Genomic DNA, 26,009 nt, shown 5'->3' with positions numbered 1-26,009 from the left:
GTTTTGCTTTATTGCTCAGGCATATTTTTATCATACCGGTATGATAATTGGCCTTTTTTTTCAATACACCACCGACCCTGATTACTTTTGATTTCAACTTCTCCTTCCGAACTGACCGGTATTTGATGCGCTGGCTCAAATATATACTTTTTTGTAGCCATCTTGTCACCATCTCTTTGTTACTCTAAAGGCCAACTCGAAATTTGATCCAGCCATACTGACCAGATTACGTCGGTAGTTTTTACAGCCTTTTGTGATGAGGAGCAATTGTATGTCCCAGGGCAGCAAGCGGGGAACCTCTGGAAGAAAGGGGTTACCCGGTCGGAGCAGACGCCTGAAAAACAGGAAAAGATCTAAAGTTTGGTTTAGGGGATTGGGTTTTGTCCTTTTCTCAGGCTTTGGTTTTCTGGCAGTCCTGGTGGTCGGCCTTATATTTCTTACCGGGATCAATCCGCTCAACCTTTTGCTGTCCCCTGAGCGAGGCGCGCCGGTGCTGGAGCTACTGGTAAATTCAGACCCTACTGGAGCAACCGTTTATCTGGAAGGCCAACCCATGGACGGTAGCACTCCCACCAGATTGAAACTGCCCCCCGGTAACAACCGGATAGATGTCGGAAAGGGTGGTTTTAGCACCTACCATACCACCCTCCAGGTAACCGGTAAACCTTTATCGGAGGGGGCGCTTCCGGTTTATACCCAGACTATCACCCTCTTTCCCGACCAGGCCACCCTGCACCGCTTACCCCTGCCTTTCCCCGGTGCCCGTCTGGATTACGCCCGCTTTCTTTCTTCACAGCTGCTTGAACTGACCGAGTTGGATTCCGGCCACCAACCGCTCCCGCCCGGCGCAGAGGGCTGGCCAACCAACCTGTGGCTGTATAAGCTTTCCTCCGGCGCTATAAATCCGGTGGTGGTGTCACCGCCCACCCTTGACGGGTTGGTTAAAGCTTCCGGTGCCACCGGCTCTCGGGAAATTGTCCTGAATGCACCAGCTCTTTCTCCCGATGCCGGTCGCCTGGCTTTTGTGGCCCGTCACCTTAAATCCCAGCCGAGTTACACCTTGAGCGAGGCGGGTAACAGCCTTAAGACTGGCCAGCCGGTCTGGGACGATGAAAACCGTCTGGCTGGCCCGCCTGCCCAACACCCTTTCCCCTGCCGGCGCTTTTTTAACCTTGCCCGACCCCCTTCCACTTTTCAGCCTGGGACAACTGACCGATCTTTTACCGGGAATAACACCACCGGCACCGGGCAACTTCTCAGCGCAGCGTTACGCTACCATTGAGCAGCTTTACTGGTCTCCTGCCGGGGACCGGCTACTGGCGGTAATAAAACTGGCACCAGCAGGAAGTGGCAACCCGGTGACGGTGGCGCTGGTAATGGGAGCAGGTGGAGGTACTCCTCCCGGTCTGGCCCTGCTGGCGACACCCCAACCCTTACCACTCACTGTGCTACCAGGCACGGTCGCCTGGAACCAGGCTGGCACCGCCGTCTCTTTTCTGGTAACGCGGGGCAGTAGCTTTGAAAGCCAAACCGCTCCTAGCCTGTGCTTGCTGGATTTGCGTCAGGCCGGGGAAAGAGCCAGTGTTACTGCCACTCCACTGCGTTATCTGGGTGAAGTCTCAGGAGGACGGCTTTGGGAGCAAGCTACCTCGCCAAACCCGCCAGGGGGAGAAAAAGTCTACCCACTGGCTTACGGCCAGAGTCGTTTCAACCCCTTTGCCTGGGCGGGACAAAATAGCCCGACGGATAATCGGGGGGTGTACGGAGCAAGTGCGCCAGCCTGGGCGCAGGATAACAGCAAACCTTTTGACACCCTTTTCCCTCTGCTCACTAATTCTGGCCCTACTGCCCTACCAATCCCGCTACTGGATCTGGGACAACCGGACGGCTCGGCCAGCCGCAAGAGCCCTGGTCGGGATTCTTCAGATAAGCTCAGACAGGATTCCTTCCCTTATTTCAATCAGGACAATAGCCTGTTTTATCTTTCCGGACAGGTAGCTTCCCGGGATAATGGGCCATTTCTCTCCGGCGCTGCTGGCTTACAGCTGCAAATAAAAGAACTGGCCGGTTTCGCCCGGTCAGATAGTCCGGTGGAAATAGCAAAGGGCCTCAGCGTAAAGGTTTTAAACCAAACCCATGACCCGATCCGGTTGCCGCTGCTGGATAAGGTAACTGCGCCTCGCTTTGAAGCCGAGTGGCGTCCGGATGGTCGGGGACTGCTGGTGGCAGTACCAGGGTCACAACCGGGGCAGGGTGGGGATTTCTGGCTGGTCGATTGGCCAGGTTAAATCTTGAAATAGTCGAATGACCTCGGCTAGCAAATACAAATCAGGAAAGGAGCCTCCTATAACAATGCCATTTTTTGACTTCTTCTCAAAACTCCGGCCGGGCGGTCGCGCCGATCCTTTTGCCGGAACCGGTGGCGGAGATTTCTACGACCTCAAAGACGAGGAGCTTAAGGATTACTCTCCCAAAACGCTGTCACGGTTATGTGATACCCGTGACCTGGAACTCTCGCCCATCCGGATCGCCGATGGAATAGCCCTCTTCCAAGGGGGTCGCCTGGCGGCGGCCCTTCTGGTAGGAACCGGCAATTTCAGTCTGTCCGGCGAAACCGAGGTGGCGCAGGTGATCGGAGGATTCCATGCGGTATTATGCCGGCTGACCACCGCTGAAATCCAGTTCAAGGTGCGAATGGTGGAAGCCGGGCTGGAACCGCTGGCCCAGCAGATCGACTATGCCCTCTCCGGTAATACCAGCGCCGCCTTGCATCGAGTGGCATTGGGTCAAAAACAGTTCCTGGCCGAACTGGCGGGGACTGAAGAACTGGTCGAGCGTCGTAATTACGCCATTCTTTCCGTTACTTCCCCCCGGCTGGCCGAGATGGAGGAAGCTTACCGGCGCGAAACCGGTCTACCCGGCCCCCTTTTTTCCGGTGTAAGCCTGAAAACCCAAGCACCCCTCCTTCAAACCCCTAAACCCGGCCATAAAAAGGCTAACTTGAGTCTCAAGGAGCAGCGGCAGGGGCAGCGAAATCTGGAAAACCGCCGGGAAGAAATGGAACAGGCTATGTACGAGGAATATAAGCGCAGCCTGCAATTACTCCGGCGTGACCAGGAGCTGCTGGTGGTGGGTCTGTCGGCTCTGGGGCTAAATATAACCCCTCTACCCGATTGGGAGTTCACCGCCCTGTTCGCCGAATACCTGCGCCCTGAGCTGGCCGATGAGGTGCGTCGCACCGATAGTTTAAGATCCCGCCGCATGTCTATCAGACCACAACCGCCCTTCTCGCTGTCCGGTTTTGTGGGCGCGCAGAGCCAGCTGGTGGTAGCCAGTAATCTGCCGGACAACTCCGCTTTTTGGGAAGGTAGGCAAATTGCCGGTACTGCCCTGGAGAGGGTAGCAACCGTCAATGCGGTGCCACCCCCTTCCCCTGCTCCCGACCAACAACCCTACCGTCCCATGGGCGGTAGGGTCCCTATTCCAAAAAGTATTCCGCCGGTAGAAGCCCCGCTGGGAAAGGGAAACCGGGCTGAAATTTCTAAGGAAGCACCACCGTCAGGGGGGAAAGAATCGGACCAGCCAGGGAACACCCGTCGCTCCGGTACGGCAGTGCTGCCGGAGTTCAAGTCGCCCCAGAATAAATAGTTTTTACTTGAGACCACACGAGGGGGATTAAAGTATCTTCGCTGCAAGCAAAAGGTATTTAGCTACTTTTAGTCAGAGCGTCTTACCGCCCCAAAGGTTACGCTAATTTGGGACAAAAAATAACGAAAGGATAAGAATAACAAAATGGCTTTAGATAATAGAGAAACCGGAAGACCGGTGGAGGCGGAAGCGGTCGAGCAAGCCCTGGCTACCAGTGCCCGCCATCTGCCCGACCTTTTGGCCCCGGGGCAGGTGGAAATCCGGCAGGAATATATCCGGGTTGGGGAGTTTTACTACGGCCACCTGTATATCGCCAACCTGCCCAGAGAGGTAGCCCCCGGCTGGCTTGACCCACTCCTTTCTTTGAATTTGCCGCATGAGGTGGATTTCTTTTTGACCCCTTTGGATTCCCGCCGGGTGATCGCCCGCCTCCAGAAACAACGCCGCGACTTTATCTCTACCCGGCTGCAGGACCAGAAGAAAGGGCGAGTCACCAGCCCCGAGCTGGAACTGGGGCTGGAGGATGTAAACGCTCTGCAGCAGAAGCTGGAAGCCGGCACCGAGAAAGCGCTGAAGCTGGATCTACTGGTGACCACCTGGGGTGGCACCCCACTTGAAACCCGTGACCGGCTGCTTCAGCTAAGGAGCGCGGTGGTCAGAGGTGGAGCTGATGCCAGGAGTATGCCTTACCGCCAGTTAAGGGGGTTCCGCTCTCTTCTGCCGGACGGGCAAAACCAGGTGCAGCGGCCCAAGCTGGTGGATGCCACCACGGTAGCCTTTGCTTTCCCTTTTGCCTCTACCGATCTGAATATGCCGGGTGGGGTTCTTTTCGGGGTTAACGCGGTGGAACGCTCCCCGGTGATTGTAAACCTGTGGAAAAGACCGGAGCTGGCTAACCCCAATATTTTTATCGGGGGCAAGCCGGGAGCCGGTAAGAGCTTCTTTACTAAAACATTACTGGGGCGATTGCTGACCACCGGGGTCAGAGCTTTTGTGATTGACCCTGAGAACGAATATTCCCGGCTGGCCGAAGCGGCGGGTGGTCGTAATATCCAGCTCTCCAGTTCCCGTCCTTTTGTCTTTAATATCTTCCAGTTACCGGCCAGCGCTACCGGGCGGCTGGAGGCCGGGGGCGAAACCGAATCAGAAAGAGCCAATCCCCTGGCCGAGAAAGTGGCCACTTTACTGCCCCTCCTGACCATGCTGGTGCTGGGAGTGGGGGATAGCCGGGCTACTTCTGATCTGCCCAGGGAAGCCAGAGATTTTCTGGAACATGCCGTCTTTGAGACCTACCGGCGTTGCGGGATCACCTATGAGGAGGTGCTGTCTGGGCGTCTGACCGCGCCTCTGTTGGAACAGGGCACGCTGGCTTACGCCGAACTACTGGCCGGTGAAGGTGGAGCAGCCAATAACCGGCAGGTGGCGGAGAGATTTACCCGGCCGCGGATTCCGGCTCTGGCCGACCTGCGCGATACCATCCGGGATCTGGCAGAAGGTAGCGACTTTGGTCTGGCCAGTGCCCTGGAGCGGTATATCAGCGGGGCTTTTGCCGGTTTCTTTACCAACCGTCCCACCACTCTGGATATTTCAGACCACCTGACGGTCTTTAAGATCAGGGATGTCTCCCGGGAGCTACAACCCATAATTATCCTGATGGCAATGGATTGGGTCTGGTCGCTGGCAGTGCGCTACCGCCGCCCGATGGTCTTTGTGGTGGACGAGTTATGGAGTGTAATCAGTTCGGTGGCAGGGGGTAGGCTGGTGGAGAGTTTTGCCCGCCGCTCCCGCAAGCTGGGGCTGTCGCTGGTGGTGGCCACCCAGCAACTGGAGGATCTATTGTCCACCGAGCAGGGGCGGGCGGTGCTTTCCTGCTGTGACACCAAGTGGATCGGTCAGCAGGAACCTCATCAGGAGAAGAGCCTCCGAGAAGCCTTAAAACTTACCGATGAGCAGGTGCGTTTTGTGCTGTTCCAGGCCCAACAGGGGTTGGCGCTCTTAAAATGTGGTACCCGCTGGGTAATGCTGGCGGTAGTGCATAGCGAGGAGGAGTTCCGGCTGGCCGAAACCAACCCGGTAAACGGTCTACCCTCTCAGCGAAATTATTAGGGAAGGGATTGAAATTATGAGCAGGTTAAAGGTAGGTGAGCCAGGTTTGGATTTTAATTCAGCTCAATTTGATTTCCTGGTGGAGGAGTTTAACCGGCCGCCCCTGCCCGGTTCTGGAGACACCCTGGTAGCCCGCCTGATCCCACCCCGTGAGACTATCACCGACCCCCGCCGGCTGGAAAACTTCTTTACCCAGCTTAGTTCGCTGGTAGCCCAGCTGGCCGGACAGCCCCGGCTGGCCGGAGGACGCACCCTTACAAACTCCTCGGCCCGTAAAACCGCAGCGCGTAGGATGGAGCGCCGGGCTTTTCTGGGCCAGGAAGATAAAGTGGGGGGAGCTGGAAAAAGCGACAGGGGATTGGCCGAAACGGCGGCGCTTATGACCGATCCAGCTATCAGGGCCAGGCTGAAAACCCTTGCCAGACGTCACCACCCGCAGTGGGACTGGACCGTCTCGCTGGAAATCGCGGGAGCTTACCAGCAGCTCTCTTTTCTATTAAGAACAAACCGGCCGGAGATGCTGGAAGAATGCCTGAGGCTACTACGCCATGAATATCCTCACCTGCTGGTAGAGCGGCTTAGCAGTGAGCCGGTCGCCGCTTACCGCCTCCACCGCAATCTCAGCTTTAGCCAGGAGGGGCTGAAAGAGTGGCGGAAATTTGACCCGCTGCTCTTTGCCGATGATCCGGCTTCCCAGGTGGCGCAGACCGGCTGGCTGGCCCTCTCGGAACACCCGGCCTTGCCCCTGGAACTTGCCGGTAAGAGCAACCGGGTTGGAGAAAGGGAAAATACCCCGCTGCGCTCACTGCTGGCGGCCCTGTCGGGGCTTAAGCCCGGTGAAGTCGTAGTTGCCCAGCTACTGGTCTTTGGCCCGGCTCCCAAAGAGTGGAGCAAAGCGCAGGAAGGGTTGGCACTAGCCCTGAGAGCCGCTGGGTCAGAACAGGCCCCGCCAACACCCCAGGCTAAACGGCAGCGGGAAGGGGTGTCAGAACATGGAAGGCGTTACAGACCAGACAGTTCTAGCCGGACAACTTCCCAGAGGAGACCGGGGGGCAATTGTGACCGGCCAAATCCCTGGCTCTTTTTAAGCCTGCTCACCCTGGTGGGAGGAGGCTTTGGGTTATGGCTGTTCTACCGTGATTTCATCGGCGGACCGCTGGCGCACGGGGAAACCCTGACCGCCGTTATAAATACAGGGCTGGCGCTGGTCGGGCTGGTTGTCAGTCTGTTTTTTATGGCGGCACTCTGGTGGTTTATGCGGCGTAAAGGACGACCGGGAGAGGTGCTTTCGCCGCTCGCCATCGAGACTAAAATCTCCTGTCCTGTGTCGCTGGCGGCTTTGCGGCTGGTCACTTCCGTACGCCTGGAGCCTTACCTCCGGCAGGCGGTAACAGGTTCGGAGTTTTTACAGCACTTCGGGCCGGGGGAACAAGCCAGAGCCAGAACACTCTACCGGCTCAGGAACAGTATGCTGGAACAAATTGGTAGTGGGGCAGCGAATGTGGCGGGGGGAAGCGGCTTGAAGATAAAGCCGGAAGATCCGGCCATCTGGGAAATGGTGCAGGAGCTGGCATTGGCTGGGGCGGAGGAACGAGGAGAACAACTGTTACAGACCCTGGCCGGCGGTTATGCCGCCTACCAGAACGGCAGCGGCAACGCTTTTGTGGCAGCCCCACCCCAGCGTGAAATTCAGGTCTTTTCCAGTCTGCATCCGCTGGACTGGCCCGACCCTGAATGTTTGAGGGAAGGCTTTGTGGCTAACCTCTGGCCTTTTAACAGCCGTCTTTTTGACGCACTGGCCAACCTGGGTCGCCGGGAGATACCGGCGGAAATTAAAGCTTATCCTGGCCTGGGTTTATTTAACTCGGCAGAACTGGCCGCCCTCTGGCACCTACCGGGCGGTTTAGAGGAATATCCTTTCCTGGAACGCAGTGGGGCCAAGGAGATCGGCCCGGCCCAAACTCTACTGGAATGTACCGGACAGGCTGACACCGGCGCAGAGGGCTGGGCTTCAGCGGGGTTGGGGCTATTGTTCGAGGTCAAAGAGGAAAAATAGGAGTGGGGAGAGAAAGTCTTCTGGCGAGGCGACACTTGCCGGACTGGTGTAAAGAGCCAGATAGAAAGAGGTCAGCATAGCTACAGGAATCAAGGGGAACACCGGCGAATATAGCCAGCAAAATGACACCCAGAGTAATGTCGGACAGCCCCAAAAGGTGGTAGGAAATCAGGAGACAGGTTTTAAAGGGTGCGCAACTGAAGTGCACCTGGACTATCCCCTGTCTGGGACAACCCTTATGTCTGATGATGTAGAAACCTGGGGGGAGCAACCATGAATGTATTGAAAGCGGATAGTTTCCTGGCAGAACCGGGGCTTTTTCTGGGTTATGTGCGGGTGGCCGGCGCAAAAAAACCTTTTTCCCTGCCGCTGGAAAGTGCCCTGAACCATACCCTGATCACTTCCCGCTCCGGCGGCGGCAAAAGCCATACCCTGGCTGTCTGGTGTCTGGGGCTGGCTAAAATTGCCGCGATCCGGCGGCGTAACCTCCGGCTGGCGACAATTTCTAATTCCAATCACCAGACCCACTCTGCCGATAATGCTTACTCACCGGTAAAATCGGTACCCACTACTCCGCCGATTTCCCTGTGTCTGTTTGACCCGCACCGAAGTCTGGCCCGTCGTACCCTCGAAGATATTGCCCGCCTGGTAGCTTCCGTCAGAGTATCCCGCTGGCTGGGTGCGACCAGGGAAAGCGGTATTAACCCGCAGAGATTGGCGGCGCTTTCTCCGACCGAAATCCAACCGGTGTCGACCCAACTGCTCCAGACCAGCAGGCCATCTGAGGGTTGGTGGGAGGAGCTGTTGGAAGAGATGGTGGTATATCTAAATTTGGGAGACCGCCTGCAGCCTTTTGGTCTGAACCTGCTGGATACCGCGATGTGGGATTCCAAGGAGACCTGCGCCGCCACCACTATTGCCATTATGAAGCGCCTCTTTCCGGATAGCTGGGGAGTGCGGCTGGAGGATTTGCTGCGCAACGCCCTTTTTGCCCTTTTTCTGTTAAACACCTGCCGCCTTACTCAGCACCAGTTCACCTTGCTGGACGTGGTGCCGCTTATTACCATTGACCCTCTCCGGGAAGCCTTGCTGGAATTGCCGGTAATCCGCGAAGATAACCCGGCACTCTACGCCTGGTGGAAGATCCAGTTCACCCAGAAGATGGACGAGCGTTTTCGCAACGAGGTGATCAAGCCGGTTCTGAACAAGATCAACCCCTTCCTGACTTCCGACCTTTTGAGCCATCTCCTGGGGCAACCCACCACCACCCTGGATTTCGCGCCACTCATCTCTTCCGGTGGGATAGTGCTGGTAGACCTGGCGGCAGCCGAGCTTGAGGTCGAGAATGCCGCACTGGCCGGGGCAGTGCTGATTGGTTTTCTCTTAAGACAGGCCCGGCAGGGGGCCAGCGCTATTCCCGAGGAAGAAGAGCGACCAGTGGTGCAACTGGTGGTGGACGAGTTCAGCAGTATGCCGGCGGTACCCTACGGCCGGATCTTTGCCGAGGATCGCAAATTCGGGGTACGGGCGCTGCTGGCCACCCAATCCCTGCGGGCACTGGATAAGTTGGACCCCCTGCTCCGTCCACTGGTGCTGGCTAACCAGGCTAATTTACTGGCGTTGCAGGTGAATGCCGAGGATGCCGAGTATCTGCGGGGAGAACTGGTAGCGGATAGCACCGGTGGTGGGGTGAAAAGTTTACAGGGCGGGTTGATCAACCCGGCGGCGGGCGGGGGTGTTAGCGGCCCCGACCTGTACGACCTGGTGAACGCTCCCCAGGGGCTGTGTTACGCCAAACTCACGGTGGGAAAACGCCGCCAACCGGTCTGCTCCATCCAGGTCGCCCCCCGCTTTTCTATCCCTGACTCCCTGAAAGCGGTCGGGCTGGAAAAGCTGGTAGAAATGGAAAGCCGGGAGATTGAGGCAGGGGTGTTGGAGCGCTCCCGCCTTACTCATAGTCGTCCGGTTGGGGAAGTGGCGGATTATCTTAGGCGTAAAGAACTCGAATACCTGGGTATCTTTGAGTTAAAGCTGCCTGACCCCGATAGCAGCGTGCTGTTTTGTGGGTTTGGGGCTGAAATCAAGGGGCAACTTTTTCAGGAGCTGCATTTCTGGCTAAAAGCGGAAGGGAAACGGCGGCAGGAGTACACCGCTCGCAGAGCCTACCGTGCTTCAGGAAGCACCGCCCGCCCGCCGAAAATACCGGAAAGCCAGGCAGCGACAGAAAAGGGTGATAGGAAAGACGGGACTGGTCAGGCTGCCACCAAAGCTAACATCGGTGAAGAAGTCAAGCTATCCGGGCCGAAAGAAAAGGGTGTAAAGCCGGAAAAGCCGTTATTACCACTTCCAGAACCCCTGCCTGCTATCGGGGTGGACTGGAAGGTACCACCCCCGGTACGAAGCCAGGGAACTCCGGCGGAAGATCTGGAAAAAGGTCTTAACTGGCAGGATGGACGGGATTACCGGCCCGAAACTCAGGTAAAGCAGCAGCGGCAGGCACTACTGGCTGCCCAGCGGCGTAAAGCCAGAGAAGTGCTGGCCGCCAGGGAGGCCAGAGAACAAGGGCTGAGATTGGGAGAACAGGCTTTGCGGCAAAAGCAAGCCGAAGCCGCTAAACCCTTCTCTCCCGAAAAGGTCGTCGGCCATCAGGAAGAAAACCGGGAGCCTGGTTCCGCCCCCACCAGGAAAGAACCGATTGACGAACCGGGAGAAGAAGGTGCAGATGATACCCCGTCAGAAAAAGGATAAACGCCAGGGTTTGATTATCACGCAAGCCCGCTATCTGAGCCGACCGGCTTTTGCCAGGTTGCTTTCAGCCCTGGCCCGTTTCCCCTTTGCCTCAACTGCGGAGCTGGTGGAATTCTGCCCTTCCTTGAGCCTGCACCGGGTGCAGATATATTTACACCAGGCGCTGGAGTGGGGCTGGGTGGAAGAGTGCGACCATTATCTGACCGGGAGCGCTGAACTTTCTGGGCTGGCGGCGGTGAGCCCGGAAGGATTCCTACGCTTACCGGGAATACCTCTTTTGGGAAATGAAACAGAAAATTTGCTGGAGGCGTTGGCTAACACGCCGACTGCCACGCAAGCCGCCACCCGGCACCGGCGATTCTGGCTGACCCATCGGGGAGCGCTGGCGCTGGCTTACCTGGTCCAGGCCATTCTGCCTATTGAGGACCTACATTATGCCAGGCTGTCCGGCTGGCGTAACAATTTTGCCAACTGTGCCGGCATAACATTGGGGGAAGTGCCACTTTACCTGAGGCGGGTGGGGAGTCTGGCGTTAGCCCGGCGATTTCTCATGGCACTATACCGGGCGCAAGATCTCACCGGACCACTGGCCTGGGGCGAAGGGGTTTCGCTGGTGGCCGGTGAGGGAGAGGAAGGACCGGTTCTTTCTATACCGGTGGATGCGGTAGGACTGCTGGAATTTCCGGCAGAAGATTTGCCCGAGACTGGAATAAAAAAGGTTTTACTGGTAGTGGTTGATCCAGAAACGCTACCGGATAGCTGGGTGAAGCCTTATCTGAAAGCGCTGGCGGAAAGGCTGCACCAACCAGGAGTAGCCCTCTCCAGCCAACCCTTGCCGCTTGCCGCGGTATCCAATATTAAGGAGCGCTTTTTTCCTGATTTGTTTTTCCTGCCCGGTCTGGCGCGACCCGGTTCAGGAAATTTCACCGCCCCTGAATCGGTCGGGCAAAATCTTACCAATCCAATCCCCGCCTTCTCCGACCCGACACTGGCCCAACGGCTGGCCGCGACCGTCCGGCCAGAACCGGCAGGTCCTGGAGCGGCCTCTCGCTTGCCAGCTACGCCGTTTCCACTGGAGAACCCCCGGGAGATTGGGCTGGTGGTAATCACCAGAAGCCGGGGGAGAGCCGGATTGTGGCAAATAGCCCTGTCTCAGACACTGCTGGAACTTGAATTGGTCGGGCCTGAACCGCTCGCTTTCACCACGGGCGAGTTGGCCGGTATGGACCGTGCTATGTTGCTTTCCCGGTTGGGGGTGGGCAAGAATTTTCCTCCTGGTCCACCTCCTGTAACAATTCAAACCCCTCTGGCAAAGCCTCCTTCTAAACGGTTGACCACCGGCCTGCGTTATTACCTGGAGCATGACCCGATTTTTTCAGGTTATATTGCGGAGAAAGCCAGGCCGGGCTTGCCGAAGATTGCTACTTCGAACCGGCAGGCCAACCTGAGCAGGTTCGGGGAAACCGGGGGTTTATTGTTATACTTGCTGGCCCGCCCGGCTTTGCGCCGGCTGCTTTACACTCTACATGCCTTTGGCCCGCTGGACCTGCCTTCTCTTTACCGCCTTACCGGGGTAAAAATGTCAGGACTTGAGGCCGAATTAAACCGGCTGGAGCATTCCGGGCTGGTGGCCCGGTTCTGGGGTGAGACGGCCGCGGCTTTCCGGCAACTGGCGCGGCCGGAAGTGGCCCTTTTACCTTCCGCCCTGCCGGTAGCGCGATTGAGCCAGGGGCGCCTAAAAGAGCGCCGTCAAAACTATGGGCAGCTGGGGGCTATAGCCGCCGCTGCCACCGGAAGAGAAGGTCCGGTTCCCTACCCCTATGAACCGGAAGAGAGGCGACTGAAACGCTTTAGTTTTTATCTCACTGAACCTGCTCTGGTGGCGCTCTTCTGGCTGGAGGGTTTTGCCCTGGAATATGACCCTCATTACCGGCGGGAAAGAGCCGTTTTCGCCTCTCGCCGCCGCCTGCTCGTCGAGGGTCAGGCAAAACTGGTTTTCTACGACGGGGCGGAGCAGGAAAGTTCAGTGCCGCAGGATCTGGGAAACTCGGTGGCGGAGATCGGCTTTACCTGGCCAAATACGCTGGCAGAACACGCCGGGGCGGTGGTTAACTTCTTTCTGTCCCTGCCATCACGCCACTTTTTTAGCCCTTTCTCTACTACCCCCGGCTGGTACCGTGATACCAAAAAGGTCGAGCGGCTCAAACAACGCTTACCGCTCCCTCCCCCAACTTTCTGGCTGGAAAGCTGGCAGGCCGAGCCCTTCTGCCACCGCTTTTATTTGCCGCCCGAAGAACTCTCATTTGTCGCCTGGCGGGATAAGCTCCAACAGGGAATAAGGCCGCTAACCACTGAGATCGGCTATGCCACCGGCCAGCTTTTGCCGGACGGTTACGGGGAGTTACGGCTGGGAAGTCCCGGCGATACCATTCGCTATCTGGGCTTCTATCTGGAATATGAGCGGGGTCTGCGTAACTGGTCTGCCCGTTATCTCGCTAAAGCGGCCGCCTATGTGCGGCAGCGCTGGTCACTCTGGCTATTGGACTGCTACCGGCGGGGAACAGTGGTCCCACCACCCCGGAAAATAGCGCTGTTACTGGTAACACCGGATCAGGCGAAAGAAGCACAACTGGCCCGGTTGTTTAACGCCGCCTGGCTGGGGGTAGTGAGCCGGCTCTGGTGGGAGGCGACTTACCGGGGAGTGGCGCCGGGTGGAGTGTCAATACCCCAAAGCCCCAAAACTTTCGGGGTGGAACTGGCCCGGCAGATTCTCCGGCTGGTGGAGTGGGTCTGCCCGGTGGAGGAACGATTGGGAGAGCGCTATTTTCTGGGAGAGGAAATACTGGGGTGGGTCAGAGCAGCCTTTAACCTGAACGGAGAAGAGCGTTGGGACGAGTTGGGAGGAAAAGAATCAGAAAGGCTGGTAATGGAAGTGTTGGAGGGGAGTTCCACGGTGGTAGAGACTGACGCTTCGCTGGGCTGGCCCGAGCTGGCGTTAGAACTGCTTACCACCAATGAGACCCTCCTGGCTGAAATAAGTCCGGCAGGGAAAGTCTGGCAGAAGGCGATTACTCCCTGGTCGGATTTGAGCGCTATAAGGGCAAAGTATCTTTCACCAAGGAGGTTGCTCGGCGAGTAGAAAAAGAGCTTCAGCCCAATAGCAAAATAGTCTATAAAAGCGAAAATCCCACCAGGCCTACCAGCTCATTGGGATTTTCTAACCAAGTTTACGCCCCTGATAGGCGCTATTCTTTTAGGGCAGTTTAGCTGCCGGCTAATAAAAGCTTAGCACACCTGACATGGTGCTGTCAAGAGGCGTAGAAAGGATTTTCTATGCCCAAAATACAGCCCGGTAATCAGGGGGCCGGTTTATTAAAAACACCTGGTTTTAGGGAAAGGGTGGAGTGGAAACGTACCAGCAGGAAATATCCCTGCCCGGTGTGTGGCCGGTACGGTTGGTGCGAGGTCTCCGGGGATGGAGCGCTGGTCCACTGCATGTATACTCCTGGAGAGCGTAGCATAAAGTGGCGTGGCGGCGGCTGGATCCATGAATTAAGACCCGCCTTGCCCAACTCCACCGTCTCTAAAGCATTTCAGGCTGAGCAACCTTTATCAGTAACTGAGCAGGAAATTAAGCCACTACCCCCCGAGGCTATAGATAGGGTTAACCAAGCTATCATTGGGATATGTAAATTGTCTGCTGAACACCGGGCCTACCTGAAAGCGGAGGGATTGGCGGAAGAATTTATTGTCCGCTGCGGCACCCTCCGTTATTCCCAGGCGGGGAGTATCGCTGGAAAAATAGTACAGCAGTTTGGCGAAGAAATCGCCTGCCGCCATCCGGCCCTTTTGAAGGTAATCGCGGGTAGCCGGAGTTGGTGGACCATCGCCGGAGCGTCCGACGGGCTGCTCTTCCCGGCATTTAGTCACACCGGTATTATGTTGGGAATCCAGCTCCGAAAAGACCGGCCGCAGGGTCGTAGTGACCGTTATCGTTGGCTCTCCCACGGCGGTCTTGGCGGTACCCCGCTTTCGGTATTCAGGGTAGAAACTAAAGCTCAAAATTCCCACCACCTGATCATCACCGAAGGTTTTAAGAAAGCGGCGGTGGCCTCCCACAACTGGCAGTGCCACGCTATTTCCCTGGCCGGTGTTACCGCCTACCGGGAAACTGAACTGATCGAAATTATCCAACAGCTTGCGGTCAGTGGTATTTCGCTGGCCTTTGACCGGGATAAACACCAAAACCCCAGGGTAAGGGAAGCCGAGCAGAAGTTGCTACGCCTGCTGGCGGCGACTTTCCCGCAGATAAGTCTGTTTAGTTTGAATTGGGATATGCCGCATAGTGCCGTTGAAGAAACGAATTCAGCCCTATTGTTGCCGCCTTCCCAGGAAACGGTCTTTACCCCGGATCCCTTAAAAGGCCTTGATGATGCTTTGAAAGCCGACGCGGTTTTCCGCTTTGACCTGGCTATTTCCACCGGCCCCCGCTTTGTCCCAGCTCTTCCCCCTGAAGCCCTTGCCCTAAACTTTGGCACCGCCACCCCCCTCTTTACCGTGGAGCAGGCCCGCCGACAGCACCGCGCTATTCTTGACCGTAAGATCCGCTGCCCTGACGGCACCAAAACCGTTATCACCTCCACCACCGGCACCGGTAAAAGCCAGGCCGCCGATGAGGCGTTGGCTACCGCTCTTTTGGAAAGTACCCTTGAACACCGGGTGCTTTTAGTATGTCCCACTAAAGAGAATATCCGGGAGCGCACCCGCCCTGATACGCTGCTGGGTCAGGCGGTAGCGCAGGGGCTGGCAGTTATACAGCGTGGGCGGCGGCTGATCGACCTTAACGCCCCTCCTGCGTCACCCGAACCGGAGGATTGTGCCAATCCGCTGGCTCTCCAGGCCGGGTCCGCTCGCCATGCGGCTGCCCGCTTTGTCTGCCGGGATTGTCCTTTTGGCAGTGAGGTGAACTGGCAAAAAGCCTTTCCCGGCCAGCTACGTCCTTTCCATTGCGAGATTGACGGGTATCTTGCCAGCCGAAAACTGAGCCGCCAGGCCAGGGTGGTGATCGCCACCAAAGAGGCCTACCTGAATAACTCGCATGAGCTGGGCCGGTTTGAGGTGGTAATTTGCGACGAGGAACTTTTACCCTATCTGCTCGAAAGCGGTATTACCGTTGACGGCGAGGTACTGAGAGGCTGGCGGGAAAAGATTGCCCTGACCGCCCTTTACGCGCCGGAGTGGCAAAAGCTTCTGGGGATAATCGAGACCACCCTGGATACTTTAAGCCGGGAGGAAGCAGATTGCAGGGCCGGACGACTGGTAAACGCCTGGCCCTATCTGGAGCAGGCGGCGCTGGCGGTGGGGGAAGATCTCAGAAGCCTGGCCGCCTGGTGTCAGATCCAGGCCGCCCCGCCGATTGCCGAGATGATGCTTTATGAAGCCTTTCATTTTGAAACGCCCTACCGGCACAATGCAAAACTGAACCTGCCTTACCGGGCCGCCGCAGCGCTGCTACGGGCGCTGACGGAAGAAAATGCCGGCCCACCCTACGCCGTTAAAGGGCCGGACGGTAGTTTCCGGCTTGAAATTATCGAGGTCAGAGGGCACCTGGTGGAACTGCTCAGACATAAAACGCTGGTGGTGTTGGATTCTACCGTTCCGCCCCAGCTTAAAATGCTGTTCCCGGAACTGCAGGAACAGCATTACGCCGTGCCCCAGCACCAGTGGATTACCCAGATTACCGGGGCCCTTTATTCCAAAGGCGATTTGTATAAGGCGACTACCAGAGCTAATATCTCAAGGGCGATCAGGGCTTTTGCGGGTAACGGAGAAAAACATCTAACGGTGGTGCCGCTTCGCTTTGAAGAGGGGGAAGAAGCGCTGGAACTCCCAGAAAGCGGGCAGGTGGAACACTGGGGGCTACACCGGGCCACCAACCGCTTTGCCGGACTGGATAGTCTGGCGCTGGTCGGTCACCACCTGCGCCCGCTGGACCGGATCGAGGCCGAAGTAAAAGCGCTCAAGGCTTTTCTGGGAGAAGAACAAGGGGTAGCGCAAGATTCTGTTCAACCACGGTATCAAAAACTTCGGCTGTATAACCATTTGGACCGGACGGGGCGGAGTGCCGGTTTATGGCGGCAGTGTCATAGCGACCCCGCGGTTCAAGCCGCCATCGAACACGATTACGCCTCCCATATTATCCAGGCCATTGGACGGCTCCGAACCGCGTTACGGTCGGAACAGCTGCCTCCGGCCAGAATTCTAATACTTTGTAATGAGCCAGTGGGGGATTTAAAGATTGATGAGCTTACCACGACCGGTAAAATAGCCATCAACCCCGCTGAAAAAATGAATTTCTCATGTGAATCTTATGAGGAATCGTCCAAAAACCAGGGGGTGGTTCATGGGGAGACTAAACCTGATAAAGAGAGAGATAGCGAACCGGAGATGAGTTTGCTCCAGGAAGAGACGGTTGACACCCAGGTAAAAGATCCGTTTTGGGAGGATTTGCCCATAGCCTGGGCGCTTACTTGAGGTGTGAGCGAGAACCTCTAGTTGACTGACATCATTTGCATATAAGGCATCTATAGCAGGGCTGTAAGTCAGTATTTCTGTAGTAGTGCTACCATCAATTGCTGTTCATACCCAAGTTTTGCATATCGTACTTGTCCATCCCTAGAAGTTTCCAAGTTTGATAGGGAAAACTATCGGTATTACTCAGACCATATCCGGAGACAAGCAAGTTCCCCACAAAAAGAAGTTGGGGCAATGTTGAACTGGCAGTTGTCGCTGCGTTAGTTGTGGTTAAAGCAGTCGTCGCCGTTGCTATACTGGCAACTGTAATTGTCGTTGGGGTTGTTAACTGAGCCACAGTGGTTGTGGTGGCGGATGTTGCAGCTAAAATTGGGACAGCAGTGGTGGTATTATTCCCACAGGCTGAAGCAACAAGCCCAATAGCGTGCATAGCGCTAAGCTTAAACCAAATCGAAAAAGGACATACCTCATAAAATGAACCTCGATCAAGCTCTCTCTTCTTTTCTACTCCAGCGGGAAGTATTAGCTGGGCTGATTGGTAAAATAGCCGCAGTCGCTATCCCGAATTGGGCTTTTTCATCGGAGGTGAGGGAGCGGGTGACAGTCTTTTTAGCCTGCTCCAGCGCTTGGGAAAAGCTACCGCAAATATCGCAGGGTTGAATGATGGCAGTGAAATCTTCGCTGGCGGTCAAGATGTTCTTCCCATCCGGGCTGAAATTGGCATCGCTCACCGAGCCTTATACTGTTTACTTATTTCAGACTTGCATGGTTCGTTTTTATTCGTGTCCATATTAAAAGAAACAACTCACGCCACCTCAAAATTGGTATTGGTCACGAATTTCCCCAAATAGATGGGAGTGTTGAAATTATAAAATCATACAACAGGCGCTGGCACAAAGAACAGGGGAGTGCAAGGCGGAGGCGGGCAGATTTCGTAAGCAAGTTTTACCAGCTCAAGAATAAGTTTACGAGCAGCCAGTTAGTATGGTGGCAAAGTGAAAGGAGAGTTTAAAAGTGAAGGTGTGCTACGAAGGGAATATTTGTTCTCTTGTCCGAAATTCGCCGGAACCGGAATGCTGTGATGGCATCACCACCACAGCAACCTTAAAGTAATGTGCTAAATTTTCTGCTCGATATCAAAACGATCGGCGTTCATAACCTTAGTCCAGGCAGAAATAAAATCTTTTACAAACTTTTCTTTATTATCATCCTGGGCATAGACTTCCGCATAAGCGCGAAGGATCGAGTTGGAACCGAATACAAGATCTACGCGCGTGGCGGCCCACTTGACAACACCTGTCTTGCGGTCAATGATTTCATAAAGATTATTGCCTGCCGGTTCCCATCTGAATCCCATGTCTGTCAGGTTTACAAAGAAATCATTAGTCAGAACGCCTTCACGTTCAGTGAATACACCCTGCTTAGTTCCGCCGTGGTTTGTTCCCAGAACACGCATACCGCCCACAAGTACCGTCATCTCGGCGGCGGTCAGACCCATTAGCTGAGTACGATCAAGCATGAGTTCTTCTGCGCTGACAGCGTAGTCTTTCTTAAGCCAGTTGCGATATCCATCATGGATGGGTTCAAGCGCCTCAAATGACCCTGCATCTGTCATCTCTTCCGTTGCATCACCGCGACCAGGGGAAAAGGGAACCGTCAAATCAAAGCCAGCGGCCCTAGCAGCCTGCTCAACACCCACATTCCCGGCAAGAACAATCACATCTGCAACGCTTGCCCCAGTGTTAGTGGCAATACCTTCATACACCGCAAGCACCCTGGCAAGACGCGGCGGCTCATTTCCTTCCCAATCTTTCTGGGGCGCAAGGCGGATGCGGGCGCCGTTGGCACCACCCCGCAAATCCGAACCGCGGAATGTTCGAGCGCTATCCCAGGCAGTAGTAACCATTTCGCTTACGGTCAGGCCGCTATTCGCGATACGTGCCTTGACCGCTACCACATCGTAATCCTTAGGGCCGGCTGGAACCGGGTCCTGCCAGATCAAGTCTTCCTTTGACACATCCGGACCAAGATAACGCGCCTTCGGGCCCATATCACGGTGGGTCAGCTTGAACCACGCCCGCGCAAATACTTCAGAGAAATACTCTGGCTCATTAAAAAACCGTTCAGAAATTTCCCGGTAAATCGGGTCCTTTTTCATGGCCATGTCAGCATCGGTCATAATTGGGTTATGTAGGATTGAGGGATCTTCCACATCAACCGGCTTGTCTTCTTCCTTGATGTTGAGGGGTTCCCATTGCCAAGCGCCCGCAGGGCTTTTCTTCAGTTCCCAGTCATAGTTGAAGAGAAGGTAGAAATAGCCTTTATCCCACTTGGTGGGGTGGGTCGTCCAGGCCCCTTCGAGACCGCTGGTCACCGTGTTACGACCAATACCTCTGCTGGTCTTGTTGATCCAGCCAAGTCCCTGTTCTTCAATTTCAGCCGCTTCAGGGTCTGGCCCCAGTTGGCCCGCGTCGCCATTGCCGTGAGCCTTGCCCACGGTATGGCCACCGGCGGTCAGGGCGACGGTTTCTTCGTCGTTCATCGCCATACGGGCAAACGTCAGGCGTACGTCCTGCGCCGTCCGGAGCGGATCCGGCTGGCCGTTCACGCCTTGCGGATTGACGTAGATCAGCCCCATCTGAACTGCGGCGAGTGGGTTTTCCAGAGACTCGCGGTTGTCACCCTCATAACGGCTTGAACCTAGCCACTCCTTTTCGGGACCCCAGTTGATGTCTTTTTCAGGCTGCCAGATATCTTCACGGCCAAACCCAAACCCGAAGGTTTTCAGCCCCATGGATTCATAGGCCATAGTACCTGCGAACACGATAAGGTCGGCCCAGCTGAGTTTGTTGCCGTACTTTTTCTTAATAGGCCAAAGCAACCGGCGTGCTTTATCAAGGTGCACGTTGTCCGGCCAGGAATTCAGCGGAGCAAACCGCTGGTTGCCTGTACCTGCCCCGCCCCGGCCATCGGCGATACGATAAGAACCGGCAGCGTGCCAGGCCATCCGGATCATAAGGCCACCATAGTGTCCCCAATCCGCTGGCCACCACTCCTGACTTTCAGTCATAAAATTGAGCAGGTCTTTTTTGAGTGCTTCAACGTCAAGTTTCTTGACTTCCTCGCGGTAGCTGAAATCTTTCCCCATTGGATTGGTCTTTGTGTCGTGCTGGTGGAGGATGTTCAGGTTCAAGGCATTAGGCCACCAATCCATGTTTGATTTGCCGGTAAGAGTGTTTCCACCGTGCATCACCGGACATTTGCCTGCAGTTTCCGTATTATTCTGATCCATATTACTCTCCTGTTGTTGCCCCTTTTGCTGAAGTAGAAAGACAACAGCTCCTAACCACTTACCTGTAAGAAGTAACAAAGATATCCTATATCCAGTATTGTTTACGGTCAATAACAAATGGCTCATCCGCAACCTCCATACTGGTGGCGAAGTCTTTATTGACTTATGCCTTTTTGTCAAGCTTTTGACTATGCAACTACCCTGACCGCCCTACTGTCTATTGACAAGCAGTTATTTTGGTTATTAAATACAATAAATTAAATTGGAGCAAAATCACTTGGTTAAGTGAAACGACCTTACATTCAGCCTTCTCGTTCGTCTTAATACCAGTTTTCACCCTTATACCTCACAAATTGCAGATTAATTTCACAATCTAAGAGCGTTTCTTATAATTTGCGAAAGCCTAAAGTTGAATAAATAAAAAAGGTAAAAGGCCGAAAACTTCATTTACTGGTAGATACTCTGGGCTTTTCGCTAATTGATTGGATAAAGGGAATCGATCATGGATAACATCCACTTGGCGGCTACTTTATTACAGCTTACAGGTAATCTGGTTCCGGTAGCGGGATCAACACCGGAGCAACTTTCACAGTTGAGACAAGCTCTGGCTCAGGTGCTCCAGTCTCAGCTATTATCTGAGATTCTGTCCCCCAATTCTGTGGATTTGCAAACGATATTTTCCCGTAAGCCATTCATCACGAGCGATGCCATCAATACAGTAAGCCAAATTGCCGGCAGCCTAGAGCCGACACCAGAATCACCACTTTCGGACCTGCGAGTTTTCCGGCGAGAAGTTCCGGTTCTCACCAGCCAGAATGCCGCTTCGGTTCCCCAATGGGCGGCTGGGCAAATGATCAGTTCCACTTTAGGTCCCTTTGCGGATAGCCTAGGACGGTTATACTGGTTCGATTTTTACCGGATCAGACGCCAGCTAAAAGTAGCCCGTGGCAATGCGTCGGCGGTTTTCCTCTCGATTCCCGTCAGAGGGCTGTTAATGGCGAGCAACACCTATCCCTTGGATGCGGGAAGTATCTGGTTCATATCCACTTTGCTAGCCTCCTCAGCACCCGCCGGGTCTTTCACCGGACTGAAAATTAAGAGAGGAACCCTGAGCATCAACGGTCCTGTCAATATTTCCGGAGACACCCTTGTCATCGCCAGTAATCAATCCTGCATGCTAGAGTTAGAATTGGATCAGCCAGTAGCCTCTTCTGCGCTGGATACTAACACCGGTGATGACGCCAAACAAATGACGATTACGCTACCCCGCAGCGTCACTCTAATCTGTAATCCTGGTGGAATGTCCCTGGTACAGGCCGAGGATATGGCACTAACCCTCTATGGGCAGGAATATAGTCTCACAAGCGCCAGCCATAACGGTAATTATGAGCCGATTCTCAACCGTCTTCTGATCCCGTTTAAATCAACGCCCCACACAGTGCACATCGCTCGGGTTTTGTCCCAGTTATTTCAGCCGGGTGGGACGGCCCCTCTTACCCTGGGCGCCTGGGCCCTTCCGGTCACTTTAACCAGCAGTATCGATCATTTAGGTGATGCTGGTGGTATCGGTGCCATCTGCTTGGTCACGGATGTAGGGCTATCGGCAAACTGGCAGGGCCTTGAAAAAGGGACTGTCAAACTAAGAAAATCCTATCTGATGGCCGAACCTGGCCGTATAGCTTTGACCGCCACACAGGCTTTTGTCCGGGGCGGAAGACAACATTTTGAACTGTGGAACGATAGCAACAGCAACATGATTCGCCAAATCCGAGTGCAGGCCAACATAAGCTATCCTAACCAGTTTGAAATCCGCTATAACTCTCTATCAAGTGGCAATGAAATTGTGACAATGATGGAAGTAAAGTCAAGTTTCACGATTGATAGGCCTCTTCGTGCGGACAGGCAAAGGCCAAATGTCCATTCCGACCGGACAGAACTGGCTTTGCTGGAAACAAAATCTGTCACACAGGTCTATCTTCTGGCCTGGAACATTTTAGAAAGACTCGTCATCAATAAGCTTACCTCGGAGCTGAATCCCATTTCGTTTGCACTGTCAAATTCACTCATCAAAACGACCCCTTTCGACGACCTTGTCCTGGTGGGGGTTTTAGAAAACCAGCACCAGTTTAATAAAGGTGCTCTGGCGCTTGCGGCACATATATATGATTTAATCCCTTCGCTGCCTGACCCCTATGTCTCGTCCTATAAAACACCCTTTAGCAACGACTATTACCAGGATAAAGTGCGCCTTACTACAGGGCAGCTCGGCTATAAAAGCACCTCCGGGGTTAGCTTGCTAACTCTCATCCGGTGGACTGCTCCCGATCAACCGCTGATGACTTTTAGCTTTATCGAGACCAATCCCTTTAACATAAATACACTAGCCAATGCGTCGAGATCATCAGGTTCGACATTGGTGGGTCAGCCCCCTCAAATCATTCAATTACCCGCTCCCAATACAACCGATACAGCGTTGCTGGCAACTGATATAGAAACATCTGTATTATCTTCTATGACCTACCGCATGTATGCGGCAAGAATACCTCAGATAGAAGAGGTTGCCAGGGAGGACCAGGCTAACACGCAAAAACTGCGCAGTTACTTTGATGCGGTCCTGAATACCGCCAAAGAGCAGATTTACATGCTAGACGTTTCAACTAATGCGGACCTGTTGGGTGTCGGCTTGGACATTTTTGGACGCAGGCGGGATCAAACCAAAGAAGCGCAGTCGGCTACCGCCAGCCGCATCCCCTTCGAGATTATAGGGGTAGATTTAAGCGCCCTTGCCGCCAATACAAGGCTCTACACGCTGCCGCAGATTCAATGGGAAGCGATTCGGACTATCCAAAATCCTAAAGTAAAGCCTTATCCCTTTCCCTCGCCTGCTACATCACCCGATACTGGCGATCCGGCCCTGCTTGGGGCGGAAGTCTATGAGTTAATTCCAATTGCCCCTAGGCCCGTAGTCAAGAAAATCCTGGCGGCCTACAATGACAGCGACAACGCCGCCAGAGTGGCCGGACTGTTCACACTGCCCTTTGGCATGAAGGCTGTAGCGCTCTGGGACAACGCCTATGACAATACCAAGCCGGGCGCCTTGCTCTCGCTCAACCAGCCCAAATTCGATACCAGTAACGTTGAGGGTGGCATTCAAATATCAGTCCTAGCCACCAGCCCTGATGTGGGCGACAATTTTGAGACGGCAGGCTTTAAGGGCGCCACTATCCAAACCCGCAATCTGATTGATCTGTTAACGGGCACTATTCCCCTGGATGACAATGGGAAGCCGCTAAGCGTATTGGGTCCGGTCGTGGATACAATATTTAATAACGAATTCAAGCCGGGGGGCGCCAACGAACGGGTACCAGTACACCGAATTGATTTTTCCGGTTATGGGGCTACACTGTTCAGCAACTGGCTGAATCCTAATGCCGAAATCGCGGCGACAAGCCAGACCAGATTCGATGTCTGGATCGGGCGCACTTCTCATGAAATTGTGCAGGTCAAAAGTATACTGTACCCCTGTGGTGTGCCTCTCGTCCGCACCATCACCATCCAGCGGACGAGCGGTGGCGGTGTTACCCGCTATGATAGCGGATGGAAAGCCCAGGGACCCGGGATTTATGATTTTTCCTATTATGTAGTCATAGCTGGAATAAAAACACAGTTGCCGAATCCCTTTGAATTCCATCCAGGCGTGGTTAAGGGCCTTTACAATGTGACTAATATCGCCGACACCGGGCGCATCTACCACAAACCCGGAGGGGTACCGACCGATGATGTCACTATGCAGGAAGTCTTTTTTGATGCGGACGTGTTGCTTGAAGATGTGAGCCTCGGTGCTCGAAATGGATTTGTGCCCAGTAAGAAGCAAAGAGGGTTTGTTCAATTAGCACCCTATCAACGCCCCCTGAGCCCTCAGCAATTCTACCAACTTTTGCAGGAAGAAGGCAATCTGGGCGGCCCAGTTGATTGCATGGTAAACGTGGGGGCGTCCGGACAGCCGATGCGCTTGACAAGGATAGATGTGAGCGGCGTTGATAATTCTGGCGCCTACCTCTTCGTATCGGCCGGTCGTGGTTCCTTGCAACTTCCCAAAGAAGGCTCCTGGAGCCTGGTCAGGCGGCAGGAAAGTACAGCGGACATTGTCGGTATCGATGTTGATGGGGCACTTCCACTAATTCGAGAAGGTCGGTTGAATACCATACCAGTACAGCCTTACCGCTTTGCCGAGCCTTCTGACATTAGGCAAGCCTCCAGTCCTGCGTCGGATTACGGGATACTTCACTCCACCGGGTCCCAAAAAGTCTTGTATCTGCGACCAACCATTGCGCGTGGCGATGCCAATATACGAAGCACCCTGCGGCCCTATTTTGCCGATAGCTATGCCATCCTCGGTTCTACCGCCATTTTCCCCAACGTGGATTCGACTTTCCCGCTGGGATTGGTCGGCACGACCCTCGCCGTCATAGGGCCAGGCCAGTTGAGATTGACCTCCGGCGGGACATTTACGACACCGGTCGGCTACCAGCGCGACTTGCTGAATAAAGGCGGGTCTCGGATTTACGTTGATTATTCGGATGTAGCGGATTCAGGGGGTCAGGCTGTTGTCACCTATACCTTTGACTCGCAAGCTCCGGTCCCCTGGACGGCCATGGTGAAGAAGGAAAGTATAGTCATTGACATCATGGCCTTCAAGGGACTTATCACGGTAACTTCTGAGTTTGAAGCTGCCTTCGGCCAAAAGCCGACAATGCCAAAGCCAAAAGTTAAGTTCGGCTCTATTTTACAGCCTATTGTGGATCTCCTGAAGTTTCTTGGCGATTTCGACATGAGCCAGGCGTTTTCCGTCAATATGGGCAATGCCACCGTCACTACCTGGCAGCCGAAATGGAAAGCCTCGCTGATCGGCTTCAAGCTTAAGTATGAAGCGCCAGCAAAGCTGGAAATCTGGGTTTTTGGCTTCAAAATCAAGTCGGTTCCGCAAACGCCCGGTGTGACGAAACCTCCGGTTAAACTTGAATTGGACATTGAAATCGAAGGGCACTATAACATGCTGCCCTTCTCGAAGAGTTCCGACACTCCCTCAACAGACCTGGCAAAAGTGGCAACCGACATGTTATCCGTTGGCGCATCACTCAAGCTGGGCGGGGAGATAGATATTTTCTGTACTTCTATTGGCATCCTTGATCTTTACTTTGTTGGAATTCTTGAATTTGAATTCGGTATCGACTCCAAAGAGGGCAAGTCCTTTGGCTTTAAGGTAGCGGTAGGCCTAGAGCTTGCCACCGAATGGCCGGTCGTTGGCGAAGTATCCGTGATGATGGCGGTGGGCCTGGAAATGGAATGGAAGGATTCCGGCTCCGGCATTTATGCCATCATGATCTTTAAGGGTGAAGCCGAACTCCTCGGTGGCATTATAGTTATCGGTATTTCGATTGAGGCAAAAGGTGGCACGGAAAAGGAAATCGAGAGCGGTGAAGAAAAGACATACGCTGTTTGCGAAGTGGAGTTTGCCGCTGAAGTCACTCTGGCATTTGTGATTCATTTCGAGTTTGACGTAACCTGGCAGGAAAAGAAACAGGTATAGCAACCGTCCGTTCTTGAGCAGAAAAGAGATAGAAC

At 54.6% G+C, this 26,009-nt stretch carries 11 protein-coding genes; 8 read left to right on the top strand and 3 right to left on the bottom strand.

Annotated elements, in window-relative coordinates; translation table 11 throughout:
- Positions 1–418 precede the first annotated feature (418 nt).
- The 7 genes from OZ401_RS24945 to OZ401_RS24915 all read left to right on the top strand — a co-directional run bounded on the left by OZ401_RS24945 (position 419) and on the right by OZ401_RS24915 (position 17,092).
- Entirely contained in the window at positions 419–1,282 is an 864-nt protein-coding gene (locus OZ401_RS24945; RefSeq protein WP_341472265.1) for a PEGA domain-containing protein, read from the top strand.
- A 1,070-nt stretch (positions 1,283–2,352) separates the two neighbouring features.
- A complete protein-coding gene (locus tag OZ401_RS24940) occupies positions 2,353–3,648 on the top strand; it encodes a hypothetical protein (RefSeq protein ID WP_341472264.1) in 1,296 nt (431 codons plus the stop codon).
- 144 nt (positions 3,649–3,792) lie between these two features.
- Positions 3,793–5,754 carry a VirB4 family type IV secretion system protein gene (locus OZ401_RS24935; RefSeq protein ID WP_341472263.1) on the top strand — a complete coding sequence of 654 codons (1,962 nt, stop codon included), beginning with the start codon at positions 3,793–3,795 and terminating at the stop codon, positions 5,752–5,754.
- 16 nt (positions 5,755–5,770) lie between these two features.
- Positions 5,771–7,810, top strand: coding sequence for a hypothetical protein (locus tag OZ401_RS24930; RefSeq protein ID WP_341472262.1), 2,040 nt, complete (start codon positions 5,771–5,773; stop codon positions 7,808–7,810).
- 273 nt (positions 7,811–8,083) lie between these two features.
- On the top strand, positions 8,084–10,558 hold the full coding sequence (locus tag OZ401_RS24925) for a hypothetical protein (protein WP_341472261.1): 2,475 nt from the start codon (positions 8,084–8,086) through the stop codon (positions 10,556–10,558).
- Positions 10,506–13,697 carry a hypothetical protein gene (locus tag OZ401_RS24920; protein ID WP_341472260.1) on the top strand — a complete coding sequence of 1,064 codons (3,192 nt, stop codon included), beginning with the start codon at positions 10,506–10,508 and terminating at the stop codon, positions 13,695–13,697. The genes OZ401_RS24925 and OZ401_RS24920 overlap by 53 nt, the downstream gene beginning before the upstream one ends.
- Positions 13,698–14,251: 554 nt before the next feature.
- Positions 14,252–17,092, top strand: coding sequence for a DUF3854 domain-containing protein (locus OZ401_RS24915; RefSeq protein ID WP_341472259.1), 2,841 nt, complete (start codon positions 14,252–14,254; stop codon positions 17,090–17,092).
- Positions 17,093–17,186: 94 nt separating this feature from the next.
- Here the strand turns inward: OZ401_RS24915 and OZ401_RS24910 are convergent, their stop codons facing one another.
- The 3 genes from OZ401_RS24910 to katG form a co-directional block, all read right to left on the bottom strand.
- Complete coding sequence (locus OZ401_RS24910; RefSeq protein WP_341472258.1) at positions 17,187–17,522, bottom strand: hypothetical protein; 336 nt, start codon at positions 17,520–17,522, stop codon at positions 17,187–17,189.
- 55 nt (positions 17,523–17,577) lie between these two features.
- Positions 17,578–17,823, bottom strand: a complete 246-nt coding sequence (locus OZ401_RS24905) for a hypothetical protein (protein ID WP_341472257.1) — start codon at positions 17,821–17,823, stop codon at positions 17,578–17,580.
- Positions 17,824–18,209: 386 nt separating this feature from the next.
- Complete coding sequence (gene katG, locus OZ401_RS24900; protein ID WP_341472278.1) at positions 18,210–20,384, bottom strand: catalase/peroxidase HPI; 2,175 nt, start codon at positions 20,382–20,384, stop codon at positions 18,210–18,212.
- A gap of 502 nt (positions 20,385–20,886) precedes the next feature.
- On the opposite strand from katG, the gene OZ401_RS24895 reads away from it, so the two are divergent.
- On the top strand, positions 20,887–25,974 hold the full coding sequence (locus OZ401_RS24895) for a hypothetical protein (RefSeq protein WP_341472256.1): 5,088 nt from the start codon (positions 20,887–20,889) through the stop codon (positions 25,972–25,974).
- Positions 25,975–26,009: the final 35 nt, after the last annotated feature.

Origin of the sequence: Candidatus Chlorohelix allophototropha, from assembly GCF_030389965.1 — a bacterium.
GTDB lineage: Bacteria > Chloroflexota > Chloroflexia > Chloroheliales > Chloroheliaceae > Chlorohelix > Chlorohelix allophototropha.
The sequence above is the reverse complement of the archived record's forward strand: the minus strand, read 5'-3'. Positions and strand labels throughout refer to the sequence as shown.